The sequence below is a fragment of the Streptomyces sp. NPDC008001 genome (assembly GCF_042958085.1).
Lineage (GTDB): Bacteria > Actinomycetota > Actinomycetes > Streptomycetales > Streptomycetaceae > Streptomyces.
Genome location: NZ_JBIBIZ010000007.1, coordinates 41,257 through 65,127 on the forward strand (window position 1 = coordinate 41,257; position 23,871 = coordinate 65,127).

The following is a 23,871-nucleotide window of genomic DNA, read 5'->3' on the forward strand; positions in this document are numbered from 1 at the left end:
GATGGTCTCCGTCATTTGCTGGCAGTGCCGGCAGGCTCTGCGGTGGGCTGGGCCGCCTCGTGGTCAAGGCGCCGGTAGTCGGTCTTGCCGTTGGCGTTGTGCGGCAGCCGGTCGAGGCAGGTGGCCGTCCGCGGCAGCATGTAGCGCGGCAGGAGGCGGGCGCAGTGCTGCTTGAGCCGCACCAGGCCGGGCCGGGCCGCGCCCGGGCGCAGCGTGTAGTACAGGGCGATGCGGGGCTGCCCGCCGCCGGCGTCCTGCTCCGTCCGCACCACGACCGCGGCTTCGGCGACGGCGGGGTGGGTGAGCACCGCGGCCTCGATCTCGCCGAGTTCGACGCGGTAGCCGTTCAGCTTGACCATGCGGTCCTTGCGGCCGCGGTAGACCAGCAGGCCGTCCTCGCGGCTGACGAGGTCGCCGGTGGGGTGCATCCCCCGGCAGTGGAAGGAGGCGGCGGGATCGTCGGGGCGGCGCCAGTAGCCCGGGGTCACGCAGTCGCCCTCGACGACGAGTTCGCCGATCGCGCCGGGCACGCCGGTGGGCCGGCCGTCCGCGACGACGCTCACGCGCGCGCCCGTGATCGGCAGCCCGATGGGCACCGGCGTGTCGCGCAGCAGGTCCTCGGGGCGCACGCGGTGGTAGGTGCAGACGTTGGTCTCCGTGGGCCCGTAGAGGTTGTACAGGGCGGTGTCCTCGGGCAGGCGCTCCGCGAGGGCGCGCAGCTGGGGGACGGGAAAGACCTCGCCGGCGAAGAGGACGTAGCGCAGGCTCCGGGTGACGTCCGGGGTGAGGGCGCCCGACGCCGTGAGGAGGTGCAGCACGGACGGCACCGAGTACCAGACGGTGATCCCGTGCTCGCGCATCCCCGTGGCCAGGGCCGTGACGTCCCGGGCGGCGGCGTCCGGCACGATCCACACCGCGGCGCCCGCGGACAGCGCGACGAACAGGTCGAAGGTGCTGAGGTCGAAGTTGAACGACGCGTGGTTGGCGAAGACGTCCGCTGGGCCCACGTCGAGCTCGCCGCGGGCCCAGCCGACGAAGTTGGCCAGGTTCCGGTGGGAGATCCGGACGCCCTTGGGCACCCCCGTCGACCCCGAGGTGTACAGGATCGCCGCCAGGTCGGAGGGGCGCGGCGCGGGCACGATGGTCACCCGCCCGGCCCTGACCCGCCCGAAGCCGTCCCAGGAGTGGACGGGCACCCCGCAGACCTCGTCCCCCGGTGCCTCGCCCAGGGCGACGACGGCCTCCAGGGAGGCGGGCAGCGCGCGGCCGGCGAGCAGGTCCAGGCGGCGGCGGTCCGTGAAGAGCACGACCGGCTCGGCGTCCCGGAGGATGGTCTCCACGCGGCCCGCCGGCTGCCCGCCGTCCAGGGGGACGTAGGCGCAGCCGGCCTGCAGCGCGGCCAGGATCGCCTCGGCGTAGCGCGGCTGCTTGTCCGTCCAGATCGCGACCCGGTCGCCGGGCCGGACCCCGAGGTCGAGGAGCCGGCAGGTGAGCGCGTCGACGGCGGCGGTGAACTCGCCGTAGGTGAGGGGGTGGTCGCCGGTGAAGGCGGGCCTGGCGGCCTGCCCGGCGGGGAAGTCCCGCCGCAGCTGGACCACGCCGGCGCTGAGGGCTCCGGTGGCTCCGGTGGTGGTGTGCATGGTGTGCACTTCCTCGCTCACTCGGATCGCGGCAGGACGCCGGTCTCCGTCGCGGACTCGATGAAGATCTCCGTCGCGAGCTCCAGGTCCCGCGGTGTGTGCTCGCAGGTGACGCTGACCCGCAGGCGGGCGTCGCCGAGCGGTACGCCCGGGTAGACCACGGTCTGGCAGAACAGGCCGCGCGCCCGCACGGCGCGGCCCATCTCCATGGCCCTGCGCTCGTCCCCGATGACGATGGGCAGGATGGCGCTCTCGGTGCGCTCCAGGTCGAAACCGGCCTTGCGGAGCCCGTCCCGGAGGGTGGTGATGTTGGCCCACAGCTGCTTGAGGCGCTCGGGCTCGGACTCGATGACGTCGAGCGAGGCGATCAGCCCGGCGGCGACGCCGGCGGGGATGTTGGCGGCGAAGACGTACGAGTTGGAGTAGTACCGCAGGTACTCGACGACTTCCTCCTCGCCGACGACGAAGCCGCCCATGCCGGCGAGGGCCTTGCTCATGGTGCCGAGCTCCAGGTCGACCTCGCCCTTGAGGCCGAAGTGCTCGGCGGTGCCGGAGCCGCGGGCGCCGAGGACACCGGTCGCGTGCGCGTCGTCGACGAGCACGCGGGCGCCGTAGGCCTTCGCCAGCCGGACGATCTCCGGCAGGTCGCAGATGTCGCCGTGCATGCTGAACACGCCGTCGGCGACGATCAGCGTGCCGCCGCCCGTGCCCTGCTCCGCCCCGCGGCGCAGCACCTGCTCCAGGTCCCGCATGTCGTTGTGCTGGTAGATCCGGCGGATGCCGCCCGACAGCCGGCTGCCGTCGACGATGCTCATGTGGTTGAGCTTGTCGACGACGAGCGTGTCGCAGCTCTTGACCAGGCCCGAGATGGCGCCGAGGTTCGCCGCGTAGCCGCCGGGGTAGACGATGGCGGCCGGGCGCTGCTTGAAGGCGGCCAGGCGCCGTTCCAGCTCCTTGTGGAGCATGTTGGTGCCGCCGATGAAGCGGGAGCCGGTGTGGGTGGCGCCGTAGGTGCGGGTCGCGTCGCACACCGCCTCGATCACCCGGGGGTGGTTGGCGAGTCCCAGGTAGTTGTTGGAGGCGAACATCAGGAACTCGCGTTCGCGGCCCGCCAGTTCGTCGTAGATGACCGCCCGGTTCTCGCAGCGGGAGACCAGCGGCATGCCGTACCAGTACAGCCGCTCCTCCTCGCGCCTGCGCCGGTACGCGCCGAAGCTGCGGGCCTTGGCGAAGAGGTCGGGGTCGCGCTGCTCGGTGAAGTCCTTCATCGAGCGGTCGTCCCAGGCGCCGTCACCGGCCGCGGCGGGTTCCCCGGCCCGTCCGGCGGCGGGCTTGAGCAGCGCGGCCAGCTCGGCGGCCAGTCCGCGCAGCGTCTTCGCGGTGACGGTGCCCACCACGGTCTCGGGCAGGCCCAGTTCCTGCGCGGCCTCGGCGACCAGGGACGTGAGGATGACGGAGTCGATGCCGAGCTCGCTCTCGAAGTCGGCGTCGAGGGCCAGCTGGCTGCGCTGGTACTGCGTCTGCCGCACGGCGCCGGCGAGCACGGTCTCCAGGACGGCGTCCGTGCCCTCCGGGCCGGCCGGGGCCGCGGGCTCCGCCGCCGCGGAGGGCAGGCCCAGCGCGCCCTCCACCCGGGCGACCAGTTCCCGGATCGTCGTGACGTCGCCCGGCAGCCGCTCCTCGATGCCGAACTCCTCGCCGACCGACACCAGGATCGACTCCAGGATCACCGAGTCGATGCCGAGGTCGCCCTCGAAGTGGCTGTCGGGAAGCAGCTGCGCCTCGTCGTAGAGGGTCCGCTCCGCGACGATCCCCACGACCTTCCGGTGAATGCGCACGGTGTCCTGCGGACCGTCCATGAGGTGTGTCATGCGGACGTCGCCCCTTCCCCTGCCTGCAGCCGGCCGACCAGGTCCGAGATCGCGTTGACGGAACGGAAGTTCGCCAGGGAGATCTGCCGCAGCGGAACGGTGATCCGGAACTCCTGCTGCAGGTAGTGGACGAGGTCGAAGACGCCCGCCGAGTCGATGATGTTCAGCTCGTCGATGGGGGTGTCCGGCTCCAGCCCGTCGGCGTCGCCGTCCATCCAGACCTCGACGATGTAGTCCGTGATGAGTTTCTGAGGGGTCATCGCTTTCCTTGCCGTCAGTCGCGGTCGAGGGCGGGCCAGGTGAGCACCGTCGCCCCCCAGGTGAGGCCGCCGCCGAAGGCGGTCAGCAGCAGCCGGGCCCCGGGCCGCAGCGTCCCCCCGGCGTGGGCGTGGTCGAGGGCCAGCGGGATGGAGGCCGCGGCCGTGTTGCCGACCTCGGCGATGTTGCCGGCGCAGCGCTCCTGCGGGATGCCCAGCTCGTCGGCCAGGCGCGCGGTGATTCTGTGGTTGGCCTGGTGGCTGACGAGGCAGTCGACGTCCGTGACCCGCCAGCCCGCGCGGTCGAGCACGGTGCGCGCCGACCCGCTCATGCGCTGCACGGCGAGCCGGAAGACCTGCTTGCCCCGCATCGTGAAGTAGTGGTCCTCCGGGGCCGGGGCGTGCGGGCGCCGCTCGGAGCCGCCCGCGGGCACCGTGATCAGCTCCAGGCCCTCGCCGTCGCTGCCCAGGTCGAACGGGCCGAGCGCCCCGGTCTCGCCCTCCTCGCCCGGCCGCAGGACCAGCGCCCCGGCCCCGTCCCCGAAGATCACCGCGGTGGAGCGGTCGGCGGGGTTGAGGATGCGGGAGAACGTCTCCGCGCCGATGACCAGGGCCCCTTCGGAGGCGCCGCAGGCGATGAGCCCGGCCGCGGTCGCGAGGGCGTAGACGAAGCCCGAGCACACCGCCGCGACGTCGTACGCCGCGACGTGGCCCAGGCCCAGCTTGGCCGCCACGGTGGGCGCGGTCGCCGGGCACGGCCGGTCCGGCGTGGTGGTCGCCACGACGACGGTGTCGACGGGCCGTCCGCCCGCGGACTTCAGCGCCTTGGCGCCGGCCCCCGCGGCCAGGTCGGAGGTGGCCATGGAGTCCGGGGCGAAGTAGCGCTGCCGGATGCCGGTCCGGGACCGGATCCACTCGTCGGAGGTGTCGAGCGCCGCCACCAGCTCGGCGTTGCCGACCGGCACCGGGGGCAGCGCGCTCCCCACGCCGGCCACCACGGCCGCCCGCGTCACCGGGCACCGCCGCGGGCCCGGCACCCGCACTCGGCATGCCGTGCGATCACTGCGTTCCCTGCGTTCCGGAAAGGTGTGCGAACCACGAGAGCGCTCCTCCGTTGCGGACGGCTCCGGCGTGCCGAGTCTGCTCACCCGGGCTGACCGGACGCTGACGGATGGCTGACCCGTGGCGGGGTCAGTCATCCGTCAGCACCCCGTCAGCGCGGCCGTCCAGACTGACCGGCACACCGCGCCGGACGGCGTGCACGCGCAACGAAAGGCGGACGCACCATGAGCCCTGTCTACGACAAGCTGGTGGACCTGCTTGTCGACCGCTTCGCGGTGGACCGCACGGCCATCGGCCCCGACGTGACCTTCGAGGAACTGGAGATGGACTCGCTGTTCCTCGTCGAGCTGCTCCTCGTCGTCGAGTCCGAGTTCCGGGTGAAGCTCGGCGAGGAGGCCGCCGCGCCGACCGACACCATCGCCACCGTGGTGAAGGTGATCACGGACGAGATCGCGGCCGCGGCGCCGTGAGCGCCACGACGGCCGTGCGGCCCGTGACGCCCGTCGCCGTCACCGGCCTCGGCCTGGTCACCGCGGCCGGCATCGGCACCGAGGCGACGTGGGACGGCGTGTGCGCCGGGGTCTCCGCGGCCGCCCGCAACCCGGCCCTGGAAGGGCTCCCGGTGGACATCTCCTGCACCGTGCCCGGCCTGGACCCCGCCCGGCACGTCGGCCGCCGCAGCGCCCTGATGCACGACCGCTTCACCCAGCTCGCCCTCGTCGCCGCCCGCGAAGCAGTCGCCGACGCCGGGCTCGACCCGGCGCACTGGGACGGCGCGCGCGTCGCCGTGGTCGTCGGCTGCGGCCTGGGGGGCGTGAGCACCTGGGAGGAGCAGCACCGCCGGATGCTCGAAGGCGGCCCCTCCAAGGTCTCCGCGCTCCTGGTGCCGATGCTGGTGCCCAACATGGCCGCCGGCAACCTCGCCATCGACCTCGGCGCCACCGGCCCCAACTTCGTCACCGCCACGGCCTGTTCCTCCGGCGCCACCGCCGTCGGCACCGCCGCCCAGCTGCTCCGCGAGGGCGCCTGCGACATCGTCGTCGCGGGCGGCGCGGAGGCCGGCGTCAGCCCGCTGATGGTCACCGGCTTCGCCCAAATGGGGGCGCTCTCCCGCAGGCTGGACGACCCGGCCGCCGCCTCCCGGCCCTTCGACGCGGACCGCGACGGCTTCGTCATCGGCGAGGGCAGCGGCATCCTCGTCCTGGAGCGGGAGGACGACGCCCGCGCCCGCGGCGCCCGCGTCCGCTCGCTCCTCGCGGGATACGGGGCCTCCGCCGACGCCCACCACCTCACCGCGCCCGAACCGGAGGGCAGGGCCGTCCTCGCGGCCGTCCGCACCGCGCTCGGCCAGGCGGACACGGACCCCGCCGCCATCGGCCACGTCAACGCCCACGGCACCTCGACCCGCCTCAACGACGCCGTCGAGGCCGCGACGCTGCGGCGGGCCCTCGGCGACGGGGCGGCCGTCACCTCCACCAAGGGCGTGCTCGGGCACACCCTCGGGGCCGCGGGCGCCATCGAGGCCGCGCTGACCGTCCTGGCGGTCGAGCGCTCGCTCGTCCCGCCCACGGCCAACCTCGAACGGCTGGACCCGGACATCGAGCTGGACGTCGTCGCGGGCGCCCCCCGCAAGACGGCCGTCGACGCGGCGCTGTCCACGTCGTTCGGATTCGGGGGGCAGAACGCGGCGCTCGTGTTCCGAGCGGCGTGACGGATCGCCGTTCCGGCGGATCCCGTCACGCGGCGGTGCCGGCCGGTGTGGATTCCGCCGGACCCACGCCGTTGCGGCAGCTCGCCGTTCCGGCGGGAGGGGTCCGGCCGGCGAGGGTCCGGCGGAATCCGCGATCACCGCACACCGACAACACCCCGAGAAGAAAGGCGGCGTGCCAATGCCCCTCACCGTCCCGGAGGACGACCTCCGGGAACTCGAACAGCACGTACGGGCCGCGCTCGCCGCGGGCGACCCCCGCGGCCTGACCGTCCTCGGCTACGGCGAGGTCACCCTCGTCCTCGCCCTGGAGACCGCCCGCGGCGCCTTCGCCTGCAAGCGGCTCCCGGTCTTCGGCGGCCGCGAGCGCTTCGAGGCCTATGGGCGGACCCTCACCCGCTACACCGACCGCCTCTCCGCGGCCGGCGTCCACGTCGCCGAGACCGCCCTGTGGCACACCGGGCTGCCCTTCGGCAAGATCGTCGGCTACTGCGTCCAGGAGACCCTGCCCGTCAAACGGCTCGTCTCCCACCTCCTGCACACCGAGGACCGCGCCTGGGCCGAGGACTTCTTCGCCCGCTTCCTCGACACCGTGCACGGCGCCGTCTCCCCGGTCCTCGGCCTGGACGCCCAGGCCTCCAACTGGATCGACCTCGACGGCGACCTCGTCTACCTCGACGTCACCTCGCCCCTCATGCGCGACGCCCGCGGCCGCGAACTCCTCGACGTCCGGCTGTTCTTCACCTCGCTGCCCTGGATCCTGCGCGACGCCGTCCGCATCGCCGTGGCCAAGTCCATCTTCGACAAGTTCTACACACCGCGCGGCGTCGTCCTCGACTTCCTCGGCAACCTCCACAAGGAGAGGCTGGACGCCCTCGTCCCCGCCTTCCTCGAACAGGCCAACGCCCGCATCACCCCCGCCCTCACCGCCGGCGAGGTCGCCGCCTACTACAAGGGCGACGCCTCGATGTGGGAGCTCATCCAGCGGCTGCGCAAGGCCGACCGCGCCTGGCACCTCAAGGTGCTCCGCCGCCCCTACCCCTTCCTGCTGCCGCCCGATGCCGACCGCTGACGCCCTCCTGCCGGCCCCGCCGCGCCCCGGCGCCGGCCGCCTCGCCGGAGAGACCCTGACCCTCGACCCGGCCCGCCCGCTGCACCTCGCGCGGCCCACCGGCGAACTCACCGCCGCCGTGGTGTCCATCGCCTGGCTGCGCGCCCAGGGCGACGCCGTCCGGGCCGGGCTCGAAGCCCGGCACCTGACCGACGACGAGGCCGCGCACGCCGCGGGCCTCCGCTTGCCCAAGCGGCGCTGCGAATGGCTGGCGGGCCGTCTCGCCGTCAAGCACGGCGTCCTCGCCCACGGCAGGCGGCACGGGGACCGGTCCGGCCGCACCCGCGACATCCGCGTCGGCGCCGTCGCCCACGGCCTGCGGGCCGGCAAGCCCGTCGTCAACGCCCCCGTCGACGTGGGCCTCTCGCACTCCGGGGACTTCGCCGTCGCCGTGTGCGGACCGCGCCCCGTCGGCGTCGACCTGGAGCACGAGCGGCGCATGCCGCCGCTGCTCACCGAACTGCTGACCGCCGACGACCACAGCGCCGCCGCGGACCCCGACCCCGACCGCCGCCGCCTCGCCGCCATGCCCCTGCCGCTGCGCTGGGCCTGCAAGGAGGCCGTGCTCAAGCACTTCGGCTTCGGGCTGCGCATCGACCCCCGCGAAGTCGCCCTGCACGCCTGGCGCCACGACCACACCTTCACGTGGCGGCCCGGCCCCGGACTCCTGCGCCACGCCCCTTCGGCGGGCGACGGCCGGCGGCACGGCTGGGCCCGGCGCATCGACGGATACTTCCTCGCCCTGGTATGGACGTGATGAGCGGACCCATGACACCGGCCACCCCGCGCACCCCCGGGCTCGGCGAGGCCTTCCCCGAGGCGCTGCGCCGCGCCACCGGAATCGCCGCCCTCAGCCCCTCCTCGCACAACTGCCAGCCGTGGGCGCTCGCCCGGCTGGAGAGCCACCCGGCGCGCCGGGCCGCCGCCGACCTGCTCGGCTGCCCCGACGACGGCTCCACCGTCTACCTCGCGCTCGCCGCCGACCGCCGGCGCAGCCTCACCGCCCTGCCTGCCCACGTGCTGGAGATGCGGCTGAGCTGCGCCGCGTACTGGCGGCTGCTCTGCCGGGCCCTGGCCGCCCAGGGCTGGGCCGTCGTCCGGGAGCGCGCCCACGACGGGGGCGCCGGGGCCTGCGGCCCGGCCGCGGACCCGCGGCTGCCCGGCGGCCCCTGGCCGCGGGACTGGTCGCTGCTGTGGACGGCAGCGCTGCGCCGCACCGGGGAGGCGGCCGAGAGCCTGGCCGCCCTGGACGCCACGGCGCACGCACGGCACACCAACCGCGGCCCGTACGAGGACGAACCGCTCGCCCCGGGGCTGCTCGGCGACCTCGCGCGTCCCCAGGTCACCGTCGGCCGGGCGATCACCGTGCGCCATCTGACGGAGGATCATGAGCGGGAGGCGTTCGCCGAGTTCCTCGGACGCTACGGGGGCATTGATTTCAGCCATCCGGCCGCCTGGCGGGAAACCCACTCCTATATCCGCTGGAGCCCCGCGGCGGTGCGCGCGCACGGCGACGGCTTCCCCGCGACGCAGCTTTTCGGACCGATGTCGGGCCGCCAACTGCTCGCCAAGCGGATCGCGCTGGCCCCGCCGGTGATGAAAGTGCTGTGCCGGTTCGGTTACGACCGTTCGCTCGCCGGAGGACTGGCCGCCGAGGTCCGCCGCACCCCCGCCGTCGTCCTGATGAACTTCGCGGACGAGACCCCCGGGGTCGCCGACGCCTTCCGGGGCGGCGCGCGCATCGCCGACTACTGGCTGGGCGCGGCGTCCGCCGGTCTCGCCCTGCACCCGCTGAGCGTGGTCATGCAGCACGACCGGCTGCGCACGATGCTCCAGGACCGGCTGGGCCTTTCCGGCAGGCTGTTCTTCGTGAGCCGCGTCGGGCGGCCCCGCACGGCCTTCCCCCCGGCTCCGCGGAGCCTCGGTGCGGCTGACCACCGCACGGTCTGAACGGAAGCCGGAAAAGCAGCGGAACGTTCCGGACAGGCCCGGATCGCGTACGCCGCGGGGTCGGGGATACTGCTCCTTGCCACCGCCTTTACCGTGACAGATTTCCGCCAAAACCCGGCGGGACACCCGGTTGCCAGTTGCCGCTGGCGTACAGTCGGGGGAGACGTTCAGGGGGAGCCGTGGCCACGGAGAAGACGTCAATCAGCCGGTGGACCGCCGACGGGGGGAGTCGGGTCTTCACCCCCGCAACCCCGTCCGCCACAATAACGCCTGCTCCCCGGAGCGACTCTGCTCGGAACCGTTCCGATTACTGGAAGCAGGCTCGATGAGTATGCGCATACTGCTGTGCTGCGACAAGCTCATTCTGGGCGCAGGTATGCAGGCGCTGCTGGGCCAGCACGGCCTGGAAGCACATACGAAAACATCCGTGCGCAGCACGGTGGCGGCGGCCAGGGAGACGACCCCGGACGCCATTGTCGTCGTGGCCCCGGCGCTCGGCATCGACGACACCCACGAACTCGCCGAACTCTCCCGGATGGCCAAGGTCATCCTGCTCGCCCGGCCCGACTCGGCCTCCAGGGCGTTCGAGGCGCTCCGCATCGGCGTCCGCGCCGTGCTCTCCCTGGAGGACCCGCCGGAGGAGCTCATCCGCATGATCAAGACGGTCATCGAGGTCGACGCCATCGTCGCTCCGCTGACCGCCCGCAAGGCGCTCGACCAGCTCCGCACCGAGCAGCCCCCCGCCCCCGCTCCGCCGCCGGCCGGCGCCCTGACCCCGCGCGAGTCCGAGGTGATGCTGCTGCTCGCGCAGGGCCGCTCCAACGCGGAGATCGCCGAGAAGCTCTCCATCTCCAACACGACGGTCCGCTCCCACGTCCACCACGTGCTGCGGAAGCTGGACGCCGGGACCCGGGCCCGGGCGGTCGCCATCGCCTACGAGACGGGTCTGATCGACGTCATGGAGCGGCAGGTCGAGGGCCGCCGCTGACACCCTCGGGCGGCCGTCCGGTCCCGGGTGCCCGCGGCGGCCGTCAGGCCCCCGCGGCACGGTATCCGGGCTCCACGCGGACCCCGGCGAGTTCGTCCAGCACCTCCGCCATTCCCTCGAAATCGGTGACCAGCCGGGCGAAGGCGGGACCCGCCGCGTCCTTCTCGAACTCGGCCAGGCTGCGCACGCCGATGACTTCGAAGAAGTGCACCGGCGCGGCCGGGTCCGCGGAAACCCGCTGCACACTGAATGACAGCACGCTCGGGAGTTCCGGACAGGTCGCGTAGTCGGTCTCCCGGACCCATGTTTCAAAACGGTCGGGAGTGACTCCCGGGCGGAGCCGAATTCTGTGCACAATCATGTCCACGACGTCGTCATTCCCCTCTGTATTCCGCTGCTGTTCACCGTCCGCGGCGCTTTCGGGAGCGCCGGCCGCCCAGGCCCAGGGCGCGGGCGACATTGTTCTTCTGGATCTCATTGGTGCCGGAGAAGATGCGGGCGGGCAGGGCGTCCCGGAGAAACGTCTCGGCCTCGCCGCCGAGGATCCCGAGCGCGCCGCGCAGCTGCACGGCGTCCAGCCCGAGCTGCACGGCGGCCTCGCTCACCGCGAGCTTCGCCAGGGCGGGGGCGACCTCGTCGTCGCTGCCCGCGGCCAGCCCGCACGCGGCCTTGTAGAGCATCAGCCGGGCCGACTCCAGCCGTACCGTCATGTCGACGATGCGGTGGCTGACGGCCTGGAAGCCGCCGATGGCCGAGCCGAACTGCTCCCGCTCCCGCGCGTGGGCCATGGTCGACTCCAGCACGCGCTGCATCGCCCCGAGGTAGGTGGCGAACAGGCAGGTGCGCTCCCACTTCATCGACGAGGAGAAGATGCTCGCGCCCGAGCCCTCCTCGCCGAGCACGTTCGCGGCCGGCACCGCGCAGTCCGTGAGGTACACGTCGGCCATCGGCGAGCCCCGCAGGCCGACCTTGTCGTAGCGCGGCCCCACCGTCAGGCCCGGCGTGCCCGCCTCCACGACGAACGTGGTCAGGCCGAAGAAGCCGCCGCCGGGCGACGTCGCGGCCTGCAGCACGAACACGTCGGCCACGGGGGAGTTGGTGGTGAAGCACTTGCTGCCGTTCAGCACGTACGCGTCGCCCTCGCGCGTGGCACGCGTCTGCAGGTGCAGGGCGTCGGACCCGGCCCCCGGCTCGGTGATGGCGTGCGCCGCGATCGCCTCGCCGGAGGCGAGCGCCGGCAGCCAGCGCTGCTTCTGCTCCCCGGTGCCGAACTCGGCGATCGGCATGACGGCCGCGAACAGGTGGGCGGCGACGGAGAACGCGAAGCCCTGGTCGGCGCAGCCGTAGCCGAAGGCCTCCATCAGCGCGGCGGTCGTGACGGCGTCGAGGCCGCTGCCGCCGTACGCGGCGGGCACGCTCGCCCCGGTGAGGCCCTGCTTGCCCGCGAGCTGCCAGCGGCGCCGGAACTCCTCCGGGCCGGGCACGTCCGTGCCGTCGCCGAGGTCGCGCCTGGCGAAGCGCACGACCATGTCGCGCATCTCCGCGGTCTCGGTGTCGAAGTCGAAGTTCATCGTGGCCCGTCCAGGTGTTCCTCGATCAGCACGTGATAGTTGATGCCGCCGGTCCCGAAGGAGCTGACGCCCGCGCGCCGCGGCCGGCCGGGCGCGGCCTCCCACGGCCCCGTGGCCGCCGAGACGCGGGCGGGGATGCGGTCCAGGTCCAGCTCCGGACTGACCGTGGTGAGGCCCGCGTTGGCCGGCAGCACCCCGGTCCGCAGGGCCTGGAGCGCCCGCAGCAGCCCGGCTCCGCCCGCGGCGGCGAAGGTGTGGCCGAAGAACGACTTGGCGGAGCCGATCTCCAGCGGGCGCCGCCGGTGCGGGCTCGCGTACACCCGTGCGGCCGCGGCGATCTCGACCCGGTCGCCCACCCGGGTGCCCGTGCCGTGCGCCTCCAGATAGCCCACGTCGGCCGGGTCGAAGCCCGCCTGCCCGAAGGCCTGGCGCATGGCCCGCACCTGGCCGTCCGCATCCGGGGCGATCAGGGACTTGGCGTCGTTCGACGCGCCGATCCCGCACAGCAGGCCGTGCACCGCGTCCCCGTCGCGCCGGGCGTCCGCGTAGCGCTTGAGCAGGAACAGCGCGCAGCCGTCCCCCGGCGTGAAGCCGTCGGCCGCGGTGTCGAAGGGGGTGATCCGCCCGTGCGAGAGCAGCCCCAGCGCCGAGCACAGCACCATGTCGCGGGCGTTGCAGGGCAGTTCGACGCCGCCGGCCAGCGCGTAGTCCACGCTGCCGGAGCGCAGCCGCCCCACCGCCACGTCCAGCGCGGCCAGCGACGACGCGCACGCCGCCTCGACCGCCAGCGGCACGGCGTCCAGCCCGTACTCGTTGGCGATCACGGCCGCGACGCCGCCGGCCAGGGAGCCGTCGAGGTCCTCCGGCCCGCGCGGGGCCGGGTCCGCGGCGTAGCGTTCGCGGACCAGGTCGAGCAGGGTCGCCGCCTCGGTCGCGTCCAGCCGGCCGAGCGCCGCGAGACCGCCGACCGCCGACTCGACCTCGGCCAGCGCCATCCCCGCGGCCGCGCGCCGCTCCCGGGACAGGCTCAGGTTGGTGCCCATCGCGACCAGCCCCGGTCCGCGCAGCGCGGCCGCCGCCGGCCCCCGGCGGGCCAGCAGCTCACCGGCCACGGACAGCGCCACCCGCTGCGCGGCGTCCATGGCCGCGTAGCGGCGCGGCGGGATCCGCAGCCCTTCCGGGGGCGCCGCCGGGACCTCCACGGGCGAGCCCAGGTCGGTGTAGCTGCGGGTGAGGCTCAGCTTGCCGGGCGCGTAGTAGAGCTCGCGGTCGAGGAGGGACTCCGGCAGGGGCGCGATGCGGTCCCGGCCGGTGAGCATGGCGGCCCAGAAGGCGTCGGCGTCGGGCGCGTCGCCGAAGCGGCCCCCGTAGCCGACCACCGCGACCGGCTCCGGCGCGACGGAGACGCGCGCGGCCCGCGGCCGGTCCGGCGGGGGTCCGGCGGCTTCCGGTGCGTGCTCCTCCAGCACCAGGTGGCAGAGCGTGCCGGTCAGCGACGCCCCGCCGACCGCGGCCCGCCGGGGCCCGCCGCCCGCCGCCCGGTGCCACTTCCGCGGCTCGCGCAGCGTACGGAACGGTGTGGCGGAAAGGTCCCGCTCCGGCCCGGGCTCCGGCCACTGGGCCGGGAGCCGCCGGTGGTGCAGGGCCAGGGCCGCTTTGGTGACGCTCGCCAGGCCCGCGTTGGCGAAGGTGTGCCCGAGCCGGTCGCGCACGCTCCCCACCGCCACCGAGCCCGCGGCGGTCCCCTCGTACACGGCGTCCAGCGCGGCGAGTTCGGCGTCCGTCTCGTGCACCACGCCGTAGCCACCGCACTCCACGTAGCCGACCGAAGCCGGTGCCGCGCCGCACGCGTCCAGCGCGGCACGGACCGTCTCCGCGCGCCGCTCCACGGACGTGGAGTAGCGGAACACGCCCGGGCGCCCCTCGTGGCGCACCGCGCACCCGCGGACGGACGCGTAGATGCGGTCGCCGTCGCGGACCGCGGACGACAGCCGCTTCAGCAGCAGCGCGCCCACGCCCTCGCCGAGCGCGAAGCCGTCGCCGTCCGCGGCGAACGGCCGCGTCCGCCCGGCCGCGGGCCCCTTCGCGGTGAGCCCCTTCGCCGCGAGCGCCGCCCGCAGGAACGGGCCCTCGTCGCGCTGCCCGGTGACCACCAGGACCGCCTCCGACAGGCCGCTGCGCAGGCTGTCCACGGCGTGGGCGATGGCGAGGAACGACGTAGCGTCGGCGGACTCCAGGGCCAGGGTGCGCCCCCGCAGTTTGAAGGCGCTCGCGATGCGGGCCGGGATGGTGCTGGCCATCTCCCCGACCCGGTCGTGCGGGGACGCGCCGAGGCGCCGCACCAGTGCCGTGCGCAGCTCGTCGGCGGCCTGCGCGGCCGTCCGGGCCGAGCCGCCGAACTCCGGTGCCGACAGGGCCCGTTCCAGCTCCCGGGCGTACCGGCTGCCCTCGACGCGCAGGGCGTTGGCGTACTGCCGGTCGAGTCCCGCGCACACCCCGGCCACCACGTCCGTGCGCTCGGCCTGCGACGCCCGGTCACCGGCCTTGGCGTCCTCCAGGCACTCCCGGGCCGCTTCCAGCATCAGCAGCTGCATGCGCGTGAGCGCGCCGGCCTGGGCCGGCGGGATGCCGAACCGCGCGACGTCGACCTCGATGTCCGCGAGCGAGGGGGCCACGGCCCCGGGCGGCGGCGGTGGCTCGGTCAGGAACCTCCAGTACGCGTCGGCTCCTCGTACACCCGGGTAGAGCGCCGCGATGCCGACGATCGCGACGGGTTCGGAAGGGTCCTGCGATGCGTGCGCGGCGCCGGAAGCGCCGCGCACGCCGGGCTCGGAGTGCATGTCGGAACGGCTCCAGTGATAGCGGCCCGGCCGGAATCGGCGGCCGGGCGGAGGAAGCGGCGCGGCCTCGCGGGCCGCGCCTTCGCGGTGCCCGCCGTCGCGGCGAAGGGAATGCCCCCGCAGCGACGGCGGGAACCACGGTGGTGAGCCCGGCGGAACGCCTGGTGCCCGGGCTCAGACGCCCGTGGCGACCCGCCGGACCGGCGTCAGTGCGTCCGGCTGCGCCAGCCCGGGATCCTGGGCCAGGATCTCGGCGTGCCGGCGCTGCAGCCCGGCGCCCGGCCGGATGCCCAGCTGCTCGTCCAGGCGCTTGCGGGTGAGCCGGAACCGCTCCAGCGCCTCGCTCTGCCGCCCCGACCGGTACAGCGCCAGCATCAGCAGCTCGCAGAACCGCTCGTGGAGCGGGTTCTGGGCGACGAGCTGCTGCAACTCGGCGATCACCTGGGTGTTGTGGCCGAGCACCAGCCGGGCGCTCACCAGGTCCTCCCAGGCGGTCAGCCGGCGCTCCTCGAAGAGGGTCGCCGCGCTCGCGCACCGCAGCCCCTCCCCGGCGTCGAACAGGGCCGGGCCGCGCCACAGCCGCAGACCGGTCTCCAGCATCCTCGCCGCCCGCTCGGGGTCGGTGGTCAGCGCGGCTCCGCCGCGGGAGGCGAGATCGAGGAATCTGTTGGCGTCGACGCACTCCGCCGGCACGTCCAGCAGATAGCCGTTCGGAACGGCCCGCAGGACGGTCGTACGGTGCATCGGAGTGTGTGCTTCGAGCACTTTGCGCACCCTCGTCGCCTGCGCCTGCAGGGCGTTACGGGGATTGCCGAGGGGCGAACCGCACCACAGCTCGTCGACGAGCTCCGTGTGCGACACCGCCCGCCCCGCCCGGAGGGCGAGGGTCGCGAGCATCGACCGGACCTTGCTGGCCCGAATGTCACTGCTCCTTTCCGCAACGCTTATGCGCACCGGACCGAGTATTTCAATTTGCACGAATTTCCCCCGGAGATTCAGAACAGGAGCTGGGTCAGAGCTTCCCCCTTCCGGATCCCCATCCTTCCAACATCGAAGAACTGGCGTCATCCATCCCCCGGCCCCTTTCCGCCCTCAACGGATGGCGGATCCCGGGCGCACGCCCGGAACGTTCATTGAGGCGCGCGCACGCCCGGCTCAACGCGGCGTCAACGCCCGGAGGACGCCGCCGGTCCGGGCCGGTCGGCACCGCGGCGTAGCGGCGGCGCCCGTTTTCTTCAGCTCTTCTTCAGGATGAGCAGACGCCGTCCCCCGCACTCGCACCCGGCGGCATTCCGGGCGCCGAGCCGGGCGTGACCAGCCCCGCCTCGTACGCGGCGATCACCAGCTGCACCCGGTCGCGGGCGCACAACTTGCCCATGATGCGGCTGACATGGGTCTTGGCGGTCAGCGGGCTGAGCCCCAGCACATCGCCCACCTCGGCGTTGTTGAGACCCCTGGCCACCAGCGTCAGCACCTGGCGCTCGCGCACCGAGAGCACCGCCAGGCCGTTCGACACGAAACTCGCCGGGATGTCCGCCCGCGGCGCCCGCAGCACCCGGGCGATCAGCCGCGAGGTGGGGCCGGGCGACAGCAGCGCCTCCCCGGCGGCGATGGTCCTGATCGCCTCCAGCAGCGCCGCCGGCCGGGTGTCCTTCACCAGGAACCCCGAGGCGCCCGCCCGCAACGCATCGATGACGTACTCGTCGGTGTCGTAGGTCGTCAGGACGAGCACCTTCACGCCTGCCATGTCCTCGTCGGCGGCGATGCGCTGGGTCGCCTCGATGCCGTCCAGGTCCGGCATCCGGATGTCCATCACCACCAGGTCGGCGCGGGTGCTGCGGGCCAGCTCGACGGCCTGCCGGCCCGTGCCCGCCTCGCCCACGACCTCCATGTCCGGGGCGGTGTCCACCAGCATGGCGAAGGCCGAGCGGACGAGCCGCTGGTCGTCGGCGAGCAGGACCCGGATCGGCTGCTGCGCGTTCATCGGTGCCCCCTCCCCCCGGAGGTGCGCGGTGCCGCCGGGCTCGGTGCTGCTGTCATCGGCCATCCTTCGGTGTGGGGACCCGCGCACCGCGGGGCGGAGACGGATCGATTCGCTGACGCGCGCACGGGGCGTTCCGCCGGCGCGCTCACTGGCTGAAGGGCTCTCACCGGAGGGCGGCTCCGTCCACGGGGGCCGCCGGCAGGACGGCGGTGACGGCGAACCCGGCACCGCCCGCCCGGGGGCCCGCCTGCAGCCCGCCGCCGACGCTGCGGGCGCGCTCGCGCATCCCGACGATGCCGTAACCGCCGGTGCCGTTCGGCTCGTTCCCCGGCACGGAGGCCCGCACCGGCGCGTCCGCGCCCCCGTCGTCGAGCACGGTGACCCGCAGGGCGCCGTCGGCCTCGCCGCGCGCCACCGTCACCCAGACGCGGACCGCGGGGCCCCCGTGGCGGACCGCGTTCGTGAGGGCCTCCTGCACGATGCGGTACGCGGCGGCCCCGACCGCCGGGGCCAGGGCCCGGGTTGCCGCCGCGGACCCGTCCGGGCCGTGGTGCACCTTCAGGCTCACCCGCGCGCCCGCCGCTTCCGCGGCCCGCACCAGATCCGGCAGCGCGTCGAGGCCCGGCAGGGGTCCGTAGGCCGCCGCGTCGTTCCCGCGGAGCACCTCCAGCGTCGCGCGCAGCTCCGCGCGGGCGTCCCGGCACGTGTCCGCGATGCCGTCCAGCGCCTTGGCGAGCGCCGCGCGGTCGAGCCGCTCGGGGTCGGCGACCAGGACGTGCGCGGCGACCGCGGTCTGCACGCCGATCAGGGTGATGCTGTGGGCCAGCAGGTCGTGGAGGTCGCGCGCGATGTGCACCCGCTCCTCGGCGACCCTGCGGGCCGCCTCCCGCTCGCGCGTCCGCTCGGCGCGCTCCGCCCGCTCCATGATCGCCCCGACGTAGTTGCGGTGCAGCCGCACCGCCTCCCCGATCAGGACGACGTCGGCGATCCAGCCCGCACTCACCAGCGTCGGCAGGATCTGGTGCCCCTTCCCCATGGCCAGCATCACGACCGTCGCCACGCCGAAGATGCCGCCCAGGGTGAGGAAGCTGCGCCGCGGCGGCCCGACGACGGCCAGCGTGCACAGCGCCACCAGGCCCGCCGGCAGCACCGCCGCCCGGGGGTAACCGAGCAGGTAGAAGGGGCAGTTCATGCAGGCCACCGCCAGCACGGTGAGCCACGGCGCCTGGCGCCGCGCCGTCACGGACAGCGCGGCGCCGGTGAGGAGGGCCCACCCCGGGAGGTCCAGCGCCCGCCGCGAGGTGACGACGAACAGGACGCTCTGCACGGCGAGCACCATCAGCGCTATGCCGAGGTCCTGCAGCAGGACACTGCGTCGTGCGGTCGCGTGCCGGGGCAGCAGCAGGCGCGCGATCATGGGGGCAACCGGGTCCCGGGACGGCATCACGCTTCCATGGAACCCCGGGAGAGCTTCCCGGGCCACCACATCCACCTCTTCAGCAACAGGCTTGCGGAGGTGACCAGATAGGTACGGACCAGGAAGGTGTCCAGCAGCACGCCGACCGCGATGATGAAGCCCATCTCGACCAGCGCCACCAGCGGCAGCGTCGCCAGCACGGCGAACGTCGCCGCCAGCACGATGCCCGCCGAGGTGATGACCCCGCCCGTCGTGCGCAGCGCGGTGAGCGCCGCCTCGGACGGCCCGGCCCCCTTCAGCCGCTCCTCACGGGCCCGGTGCATCAGGAAGATGCCGTAGTCGACGCCGAGAGCGACCAGGAAGACGAACGTCAGCAGCGGCAGGCTGGGATCGAGGCCCTTGTATCCGAGGGCCGGGCCGAACACCAGGCCGCTGAGCCCCATCGCCGCGCCCCACGAGGCGATCACGGCGAGCACGAGGACCAGCGGCGCCACCAGGCTGCGCAGCAGGGCGACCAGCACGACCATCACGGCGACCAGCACCAGCGGGATCACCTTGCGGCGGTCGTCGGCGTTGGTGGTCGCGAGGTCCATCTGCTGGGCGGTGGGCCCGCCGACGATCGCCTGCGCGCCCTTCACGTCGTGCACCGCGCCGCGCAGCGTGCCGATGGTCTTCTTCTCGCCGTCCGACTCGGGCTTCGCCACGGAGAAGACCTGCATCTCGGTGAGGTCCCCGCCGCTGCGGCCGGGCTGCACCGTGGCCACGCCCTTCGTGCCCTTGACGGCCCGCTCCACCTCGCCCGCCTGCCCGGTGCGCGTCACCACCGTGATCGGCAGGCTGCTGGCGTCGGGGAACGCCGTGGCCACCGTGCTCATCGCCGCGACCGAGTCGGGCTTCTTCAGGAACGCGTCCTCCTGCCGCAGCGTGCCCGGCAGCTTGACGGCGCCGATCGACAGGGCGCCGAGCACCGCGACCCCGCACAGCAGCACCAGGGCCGGGCGGCGGGACGCGGAGTTGCCCATCGCCGCGAACAGCGAGCGCCGGTGCGCGGCCTCGGTCCCGTAGGCCGGAACGATCGGCCAGAACACGCGGCGGCCCAGCAGGACCAGCACCGCGGGCAGCAGCGTCAGCATGGCCGCCAGCGCGCAGAACACGCCCACCGCGCCGACCGGTCCGAGGCCGCTGCTGCTGTTGAGGTCCGCCGCCATCAGGCACATCAGACCGGCGACGACCGTGCCGGACGAGGCGAGGACGGCCGGCCCGCAGCCGCGGAGCGCCGACCTCATCGCGTCGTAGGGCTGCTCGGTGTGGCGCAGCTCCTCGCGGTAACGGGCCACCAGCAGCAGGGCGTAGTCCGTGCCCGCGCCGAAGATGAGCACCGTCATCACGGACGTGCTCATCGTGGTCACCGTCAGGTCGAACGCCTTGATCAGCCCGTACACGCCCGCCATCGCGGCCGAGGCCGCCACGCCGACCACGCCCAGCGGCACCAGCCACAGGAAGGGGCTGCGGTAGATGAGGATGAGCAGGACCGCCACGACGCCCGCCGTGCCCAGCAGCAGGACGCCGTCGATGGACTGGAACACCTCGTTCTGGTCGGCCATCAGGGCCGTCTGGCCGCCGAGTTCGGCCTTCAGGCCCGCGGGCTTGTCCTCCTTGACGATGTCCCGGATGCCGTCGACGGCCTTGCCCTGCTTGGCGGTGTCCGACAGGCCGCTCACCGACAGGGCCGTCATCGACGTGGCGCCGTCCTTGGAGACGACGGTGGGCGGCTCGCCGCGCAGTTCGTAGCGGGCCGTGATCTTCTTCAGGTGCTCCTGGGCCGCCTTGGTGTCGGCGGGCCGGAGGCCGCCGTCGCGGTGGTAGACGAGGAGCGCGTCGGAGGTGTTGCCGCCCGGCAGCTTCTGCAGCAAGTGCTCGACCCGGGTGGACTCGGCGCTGGCCGGGAGGTAGTCCACGGGGCGGTCCCGCGCGGCGCCGCTGAGCTTCTCGGCGAAGGGCGCCGTGACCGCCAGGACCACGATCCAGAAGGCGATCACCACCCACGGGAGCGCGTGCCGCCTCGCTTTCCCCTCGCGGGCCGGTCGTGACCGGCCCTCCTTCTGCTGCGTGTCCGCCGCCGGGGCCATGTGCTCGCCGCCTCCTCGAAGCCGGAGTTCGCTGACCCTTCCAGGATTCCGGCGCGAAGCGCCCGGGGCGTCGGCCCGGAGACCGAAGCGGAAGCTAATCCGCCGGGTGCAACGGGGCGGTGGGTACTCCCGGGGGAGTATCCGCCGCCGGGCGTAGCCGGTCTCCTCCCGAAGCGGACGCGGGCCCCGGCCGCCTGCCCCTACGTCCCGGGTATCCCCCTACTCCGCGGGGAGGAGGCCGCGATCCGTCCCCTGGGACGACGACGGACCGGGCGGGGCGCGGCATGGTGGAGCGCATGAAGAGCAACGGGGCCGGGCGGCGGCGGGGAGTGGTGTGAGCTCGATCGCGCTGCCGGTGCTGCTCTGCCTGGTGTCGGCCGTCGCGTACGCGGGGGCGGCCATCGTGCAGGAGCGGGTGGCGGCCTCGGCGCCGGACGGGCCCTGCGGCCCGCTGCGGCGCCCGGGCTGGTGGGGCGCGGTCGCCCTGACGGGCCTCGGCGCGGGGCTGCACGTCGTGGCGCTCGCGTACGGGCCGCTGAGCCTGGTGCAGCCGCTCGGGGCGCTCACCATCGTCTTCGCGCTGCCCATGGCGGCGCTGTCCGCCCGCAGACCCGTCGGCCCGGCCGGGTGGCGCGGCGCCCTCCTGGCGACCTCCGGCCTCGCCGGGCTCCTGACCCTCACCGGGCCGCCGCGCGCCGAATCCCTCGGCGCCGCGCAGCGGCCCGTTCTTGCGGCCGTGGTGCTGACGGGGGCCGCGGTGCTGGCGCTCGGGGCGCGGTGGGTGCGGCGGGCCGTCGTGCGGGGGGTGGTGCTGGCCGCGGCCGCCGGCGCCGCCTTCGGCATGGCCTCCGTCTTCACCAAGGCCGCCGCCCAGGACTGGACCTCGCACGAGACGGGCGCCCTCGTCCCGACGCTCCTCACCACGGCCTTCCTCGCCTCGGCGGGCATGCTGCTGTCCCAGGCCTCCTACCGCGGCGCGGGCCTGGCCGCCCCGCTCGCCACGGTGACGATCGTGAACCCCGTGGTGGCCGCGGCCGTCGGGACGGCGGTGCTGGGGGAGACCTTCCGCTACGGCGTGCCGGGCGGGCTCCTCGCGCTGCTGGCCGGAACGGCCGCCACGGCGGGCGTGGTGACCCTGAGCCGCCTCGCCCCGGACCCGGCCCGCCCGCGCCCGCCCGGCGGCCCCCCGCCGCCGCGCACCCGGCACTGCCTGACCCACGCGACCGGTCCCCGCACCGCCGGGCTGCGCCGCGGGGGTTGACCGCTCCGCCCGCTGCGGAGGAGGCCGCGCTATGGCCACCCCGCCCGAACCACGACACGATGGGCCCGTCGTCCGGCCGACCCCCTCCGGAGGTGCCCCGTGGACTTCGACGTCGTCGTGGAGATCCCGCAAGGCAGCCGCAACAAATACGAGATGGACCACGCCCGCGGCCGGATCCGGCTGGACCGGCTGCTGTTCACCTCGACCCGCTACCCCGCCGACTACGGCTACATCGAGCAGACCCTCGGCGCCGACGGCGAGCCCCTCGACGCCCTCGTCCTCGCCGGCGAGCCCACCTTCCCGGGCGTCGTCATCCGGTGCCGCGCCATCGGGATGTTCCGCATGCGCGACGAACAGGGCGAGGACGACAAGGTGCTGTGCGTGCCCTCCGGCGACCCCCGCCACGAGCACGTCAGGGACCTGCGGCACCTGCCCGAGTTCGACCGGCTGGAGATCCAGCACTTCTTCGAGGTGTACAAGGAGCTCGAACCCGGCAAGTCCGTCGGCGACGGCGCCCGCTGGGCCGGCCGCGCCGCCGCGGAGGCGGAGATCGCCGCCTCCCGCGAGCGGGCGGCCGCGGTGCGCCCGGGGGAGGAGAGCCGGTAGAAAGGGGGCCATGACAGGCACGGGCGCCCGGCGGCGCCGCATCCTCCCGCCCCTCGCGGCCGTCGCCGCCGCCTACGCCGTACTGCAACTGTGCTACGCGGTCGCGCACATGAACCTCGGATGGGACGAGAGCGTCTACCTCTCCCAGGTCGACCCGCGCACCCCGGCGGCGTACTTCAGCGCCCCGCGTTCACGCGGCATCAGCCTCCTCGTGGCACCGGTCGTATCGCTCACCGCGTCCACCACCGCCCTGCGCGTGACCCTGGTCCTGCTGTCGTCGGCCGCGCTGTACGGGGCGTTCGCGGTCTGGCACCCGCTGCTCGGGCGCGGCCGGACGGCGCTCGCGGCGGGCCTGTTCGCCGGGCTGTGGATCACGGTCCTCAGCGGGCCGGAGGTCATGCCGAACCTGTGGATCGCCCTCGCCGCGGTCGCCGCCACCGGCTTCTTCCTCCGCGCCCGCGACCCCGCCGGTGCCACGGGGCGCCCCGCCGGCCGCGTCCTCGCGGGCCTCGCCGCCTCGCTCGCCGCTGCCGCCCTCCTGCGCGCCCCGGACGCCGTCTGGCTCGCCCTGCCGATGCTGGGGGCCTGCGCGGCCGTCCGCGCGTGGCGCCGCCCCCGCACCGCGGCGGCCGTCCTCGGCGGGCTCGCGGCGGGCGGCGCGCAGTGGGCCGTGGAGGCGTACGTCCGCTTCGGCGGCATCGCGCAGCGGCTCGCCGACTCCAGCGACACCGAGGGCGGCATGGGCGCGCACCTGGGCGCGGGCCTGACCGCCGCCCGGCGCAGCCTCAACGGCCCCCAGCTGTGCCGCCCTTGCCACATCGCCGCCCCGTCCGTCACGCACTCGCTGTGGTGGCTGCTGCTCCCCGTCCTCGCCGCGGCCGCCTGCGCGCTCGCGTGGCGGGATGGCCGCCGCCCCCGGGCCGTCACCCTGCTCCCGGTCGCCTGCGCGCTCTCCCTCGCCGCCCCGTACCTGCTCCTCCTCGACTACTCCGCGCCCCGCTTCCTGCTCCCCGGCTACGCGCTGCTCGCCCTGCCCGTCGCGGACCTGGCGGCCCGTGCGCTCACCGCCTTCCGCGCCGGGCCGGCCCGGTGGGCGGTGGCCGCGGCCCTGTGCGCGGTCCTCGCCGCGCACCTCTCGGTGCAACTGAAGGAGCTGCGCGTCAACACCGCCGACGCCCGGGACACCACCGTCCGCTACCGGCGCGCCGCCGAGGCCCTGCGCCACCTCGGCCTGTCCGCCCCCTGCACGGTCACCGGCCCGCGGGCGCAGCCCATCGCCTATGCCGCGGGCTGCGCCTCCGCGCAGACCATGGGCAACAACCGCTCGACGACGGAGGACGCCCTCGCCCGCACCGCACGCCGCATGCCCATGGCCGTCCTCTACGACCCCGCCGACGCCTACCTCCCGCCGTACGCCCGCACCTGGCACCCCCACGAGCTCCCCGGAACCGACTGGATCGCGTACCTCCCCTGAAA

The 23,871-nt window shown here is 74.5% G+C and carries 20 protein-coding genes; 9 read left to right on the plus strand and 11 right to left on the minus strand.

The genetic code is table 11. The features are described from left to right. Positions 1-11: 11 nt before the first annotated feature. Genes ACFZCD_RS19305 through ACFZCD_RS19320 form a run of 4 tightly spaced genes read right to left on the minus strand, consistent with a single transcriptional unit; the run spans position 12 to position 4,781 of the window. Positions 12-1,640, minus strand: a complete 1,629-nt coding sequence (locus ACFZCD_RS19305) for a D-alanine--poly(phosphoribitol) ligase (RefSeq protein ID WP_391832344.1) — start codon at positions 1,638-1,640, stop codon at positions 12-14. A 17-nt stretch (positions 1,641-1,657) separates the two neighbouring features. Next, positions 1,658-3,511 (minus strand): aminotransferase class I/II-fold pyridoxal phosphate-dependent enzyme, encoded by a 1,854-nt coding sequence (locus ACFZCD_RS19310; protein WP_391832346.1) that lies wholly within the window; start codon positions 3,509-3,511, stop codon positions 1,658-1,660. Next, complete coding sequence (locus ACFZCD_RS19315) at positions 3,508-3,771, minus strand: acyl carrier protein (protein ID WP_391832348.1); 264 nt, start codon at positions 3,769-3,771, stop codon at positions 3,508-3,510. The genes ACFZCD_RS19310 and ACFZCD_RS19315 overlap by 4 nt, the downstream gene beginning before the upstream one ends. Positions 3,772-3,785: 14 nt before the next feature. Continuing rightward, entirely contained in the window at positions 3,786-4,781 is a 996-nt protein-coding gene (locus ACFZCD_RS19320; RefSeq protein WP_391832350.1) for a beta-ketoacyl-ACP synthase III, read from the minus strand. Between the two features lie 273 nt (positions 4,782-5,054). On the opposite strand from ACFZCD_RS19320, the gene ACFZCD_RS19325 reads away from it, so the two are divergent. From ACFZCD_RS19325 to ACFZCD_RS19350, 6 genes are all read left to right on the plus strand, one after another. Further along, positions 5,055-5,300, plus strand: coding sequence for a phosphopantetheine-binding protein (locus ACFZCD_RS19325; RefSeq protein WP_391832352.1), 246 nt, complete (start codon positions 5,055-5,057; stop codon positions 5,298-5,300). Then, positions 5,297-6,541, plus strand: coding sequence for a beta-ketoacyl-[acyl-carrier-protein] synthase family protein (locus ACFZCD_RS19330; protein ID WP_391832354.1), 1,245 nt, complete (start codon positions 5,297-5,299; stop codon positions 6,539-6,541). Before ACFZCD_RS19325 ends, ACFZCD_RS19330 begins: the two co-directional genes overlap by 4 nt. 178 nt (positions 6,542-6,719) lie before the next feature. Further along, positions 6,720-7,610: a DUF6206 family protein gene (locus ACFZCD_RS19335; protein WP_391832356.1), complete on the plus strand. Its 891-nt coding sequence runs from the start codon at positions 6,720-6,722 to the stop codon at positions 7,608-7,610. Next, a complete protein-coding gene (locus tag ACFZCD_RS19340; protein ID WP_391832357.1) occupies positions 7,597-8,406 on the plus strand; it encodes a 4'-phosphopantetheinyl transferase family protein in 810 nt (269 codons plus the stop codon). Before ACFZCD_RS19335 ends, ACFZCD_RS19340 begins: the two co-directional genes overlap by 14 nt. A gap of 11 nt (positions 8,407-8,417) precedes the next feature. Then, positions 8,418-9,599: a RedV protein gene (locus tag ACFZCD_RS19345; protein ID WP_391832358.1), complete on the plus strand. Its 1,182-nt coding sequence runs from the start codon at positions 8,418-8,420 to the stop codon at positions 9,597-9,599. A gap of 325 nt (positions 9,600-9,924) precedes the next feature. After that, entirely contained in the window at positions 9,925-10,587 is a 663-nt protein-coding gene (locus ACFZCD_RS19350) for a LuxR C-terminal-related transcriptional regulator (protein WP_391832360.1), read from the plus strand. 43 nt (positions 10,588-10,630) lie between these two features. Here ACFZCD_RS19350 and ACFZCD_RS19355 read toward each other — a convergent pair whose 3' ends face one another. The 7 genes from ACFZCD_RS19355 to ACFZCD_RS19385 all read right to left on the minus strand — a co-directional run bounded on the left by ACFZCD_RS19355 (position 10,631) and on the right by ACFZCD_RS19385 (position 20,528). Beyond that, complete coding sequence (locus tag ACFZCD_RS19355) at positions 10,631-11,065, minus strand: RedY protein (protein ID WP_391832362.1); 435 nt, start codon at positions 11,063-11,065, stop codon at positions 10,631-10,633. Continuing rightward, complete coding sequence (gene redW / locus ACFZCD_RS19360; protein WP_391832364.1) at positions 10,989-12,158, minus strand: L-prolyl-[peptidyl-carrier protein] dehydrogenase; 1,170 nt, start codon at positions 12,156-12,158, stop codon at positions 10,989-10,991. The genes ACFZCD_RS19355 and redW overlap by 77 nt, the downstream gene beginning before the upstream one ends. Then, complete coding sequence (locus tag ACFZCD_RS19365; protein ID WP_391832366.1) at positions 12,155-14,998, minus strand: polyketide synthase; 2,844 nt, start codon at positions 14,996-14,998, stop codon at positions 12,155-12,157. The genes redW and ACFZCD_RS19365 overlap by 4 nt, the downstream gene beginning before the upstream one ends. A gap of 174 nt (positions 14,999-15,172) precedes the next feature. Continuing rightward, positions 15,173-15,895 carry a BTAD domain-containing putative transcriptional regulator gene (locus tag ACFZCD_RS19370; protein WP_391832367.1) on the minus strand — a complete coding sequence of 241 codons (723 nt, stop codon included), beginning with the start codon at positions 15,893-15,895 and terminating at the stop codon, positions 15,173-15,175. A 349-nt stretch (positions 15,896-16,244) separates the two neighbouring features. Beyond that, positions 16,245-16,982: a response regulator gene (locus tag ACFZCD_RS19375; RefSeq protein ID WP_391832369.1), complete on the minus strand. Its 738-nt coding sequence runs from the start codon at positions 16,980-16,982 to the stop codon at positions 16,245-16,247. Positions 16,983-17,145: 163 nt separating this feature from the next. Further along, entirely contained in the window at positions 17,146-18,399 is a 1,254-nt protein-coding gene (locus tag ACFZCD_RS19380) for a sensor histidine kinase (protein WP_391832371.1), read from the minus strand. Between the two features lie 26 nt (positions 18,400-18,425). After that, positions 18,426-20,528, minus strand: coding sequence for an MMPL family transporter (locus ACFZCD_RS19385; protein ID WP_391832373.1), 2,103 nt, complete (start codon positions 20,526-20,528; stop codon positions 18,426-18,428). Between the two features lie 334 nt (positions 20,529-20,862). On the opposite strand from ACFZCD_RS19385, the gene ACFZCD_RS19390 reads away from it, so the two are divergent. The 3 genes from ACFZCD_RS19390 (at position 20,863) to ACFZCD_RS19400 (ending at position 23,869) form a co-directional block, all read left to right on the plus strand. Further along, on the plus strand, positions 20,863-21,789 hold the full coding sequence (locus ACFZCD_RS19390) for a DMT family transporter (protein WP_391832375.1): 927 nt from the start codon (positions 20,863-20,865) through the stop codon (positions 21,787-21,789). Between the two features lie 99 nt (positions 21,790-21,888). Beyond that, the gene (locus ACFZCD_RS19395; RefSeq protein ID WP_391832377.1) at positions 21,889-22,395 is read left to right on the plus strand and encodes an inorganic diphosphatase; all 507 of its coding nucleotides are present in this window, start codon (positions 21,889-21,891) and stop codon (positions 22,393-22,395) included. A gap of 10 nt (positions 22,396-22,405) precedes the next feature. Beyond that, positions 22,406-23,869: a hypothetical protein gene (locus ACFZCD_RS19400; RefSeq protein ID WP_391832379.1), complete on the plus strand. Its 1,464-nt coding sequence runs from the start codon at positions 22,406-22,408 to the stop codon at positions 23,867-23,869. The last annotated feature ends 2 nt before the right edge of the window (positions 23,870-23,871 follow it).

What these genes read in the sequence shown, in the direction of transcription:
- ACFZCD_RS19305 (WP_391832344.1), bottom strand. Translation starts at nt 1,640, where the DNA reads ATGCACACCACCACCGGAGCCACCGGAGCCCTCAGCGCCGGCGTGGTC.
- ACFZCD_RS19310 (WP_391832346.1), bottom strand. Translation starts at nt 3,511, where the DNA reads ATGACACACCTCATGGACGGTCCGCAGGACACCGTGCGCATTCACCGG.
- ACFZCD_RS19315 (WP_391832348.1), bottom strand. Translation starts at nt 3,771, where the DNA reads ATGACCCCTCAGAAACTCATCACGGACTACATCGTCGAGGTCTGGATG.
- ACFZCD_RS19325 (WP_391832352.1), top strand. Translation starts at nt 5,055, where the DNA reads ATGAGCCCTGTCTACGACAAGCTGGTGGACCTGCTTGTCGACCGCTTC.
- ACFZCD_RS19335 (WP_391832356.1), top strand. Translation starts at nt 6,720, where the DNA reads ATGCCCCTCACCGTCCCGGAGGACGACCTCCGGGAACTCGAACAGCAC.
- ACFZCD_RS19340 (WP_391832357.1), top strand. Translation starts at nt 7,597, where the DNA reads ATGCCGACCGCTGACGCCCTCCTGCCGGCCCCGCCGCGCCCCGGCGCC.
- ACFZCD_RS19345 (WP_391832358.1), top strand. Translation starts at nt 8,418, where the DNA reads ATGACACCGGCCACCCCGCGCACCCCCGGGCTCGGCGAGGCCTTCCCC.
- ACFZCD_RS19350 (WP_391832360.1), top strand. Translation starts at nt 9,925, where the DNA reads ATGAGTATGCGCATACTGCTGTGCTGCGACAAGCTCATTCTGGGCGCA.
- ACFZCD_RS19355 (WP_391832362.1), bottom strand. Translation starts at nt 11,065, where the DNA reads ATGAGATCCAGAAGAACAATGTCGCCCGCGCCCTGGGCCTGGGCGGCC.
- redW (WP_391832364.1), bottom strand. Translation starts at nt 12,158, where the DNA reads ATGAACTTCGACTTCGACACCGAGACCGCGGAGATGCGCGACATGGTC.
- ACFZCD_RS19365 (WP_391832366.1), bottom strand. Translation starts at nt 14,998, where the DNA reads ATGCACTCCGAGCCCGGCGTGCGCGGCGCTTCCGGCGCCGCGCACGCA.
- ACFZCD_RS19370 (WP_391832367.1), bottom strand. Translation starts at nt 15,895, where the DNA reads ATGCTCGCGACCCTCGCCCTCCGGGCGGGGCGGGCGGTGTCGCACACG.
- ACFZCD_RS19375 (WP_391832369.1), bottom strand. Translation starts at nt 16,982, where the DNA reads ATGAACGCGCAGCAGCCGATCCGGGTCCTGCTCGCCGACGACCAGCGG.
- ACFZCD_RS19380 (WP_391832371.1), bottom strand. Translation starts at nt 18,399, where the DNA reads ATGATCGCGCGCCTGCTGCTGCCCCGGCACGCGACCGCACGACGCAGT.
- ACFZCD_RS19385 (WP_391832373.1), bottom strand. Translation starts at nt 20,528, where the DNA reads ATGGCCCCGGCGGCGGACACGCAGCAGAAGGAGGGCCGGTCACGACCG.
- ACFZCD_RS19400 (WP_391832379.1), top strand. Translation starts at nt 22,406, where the DNA reads ATGACAGGCACGGGCGCCCGGCGGCGCCGCATCCTCCCGCCCCTCGCG.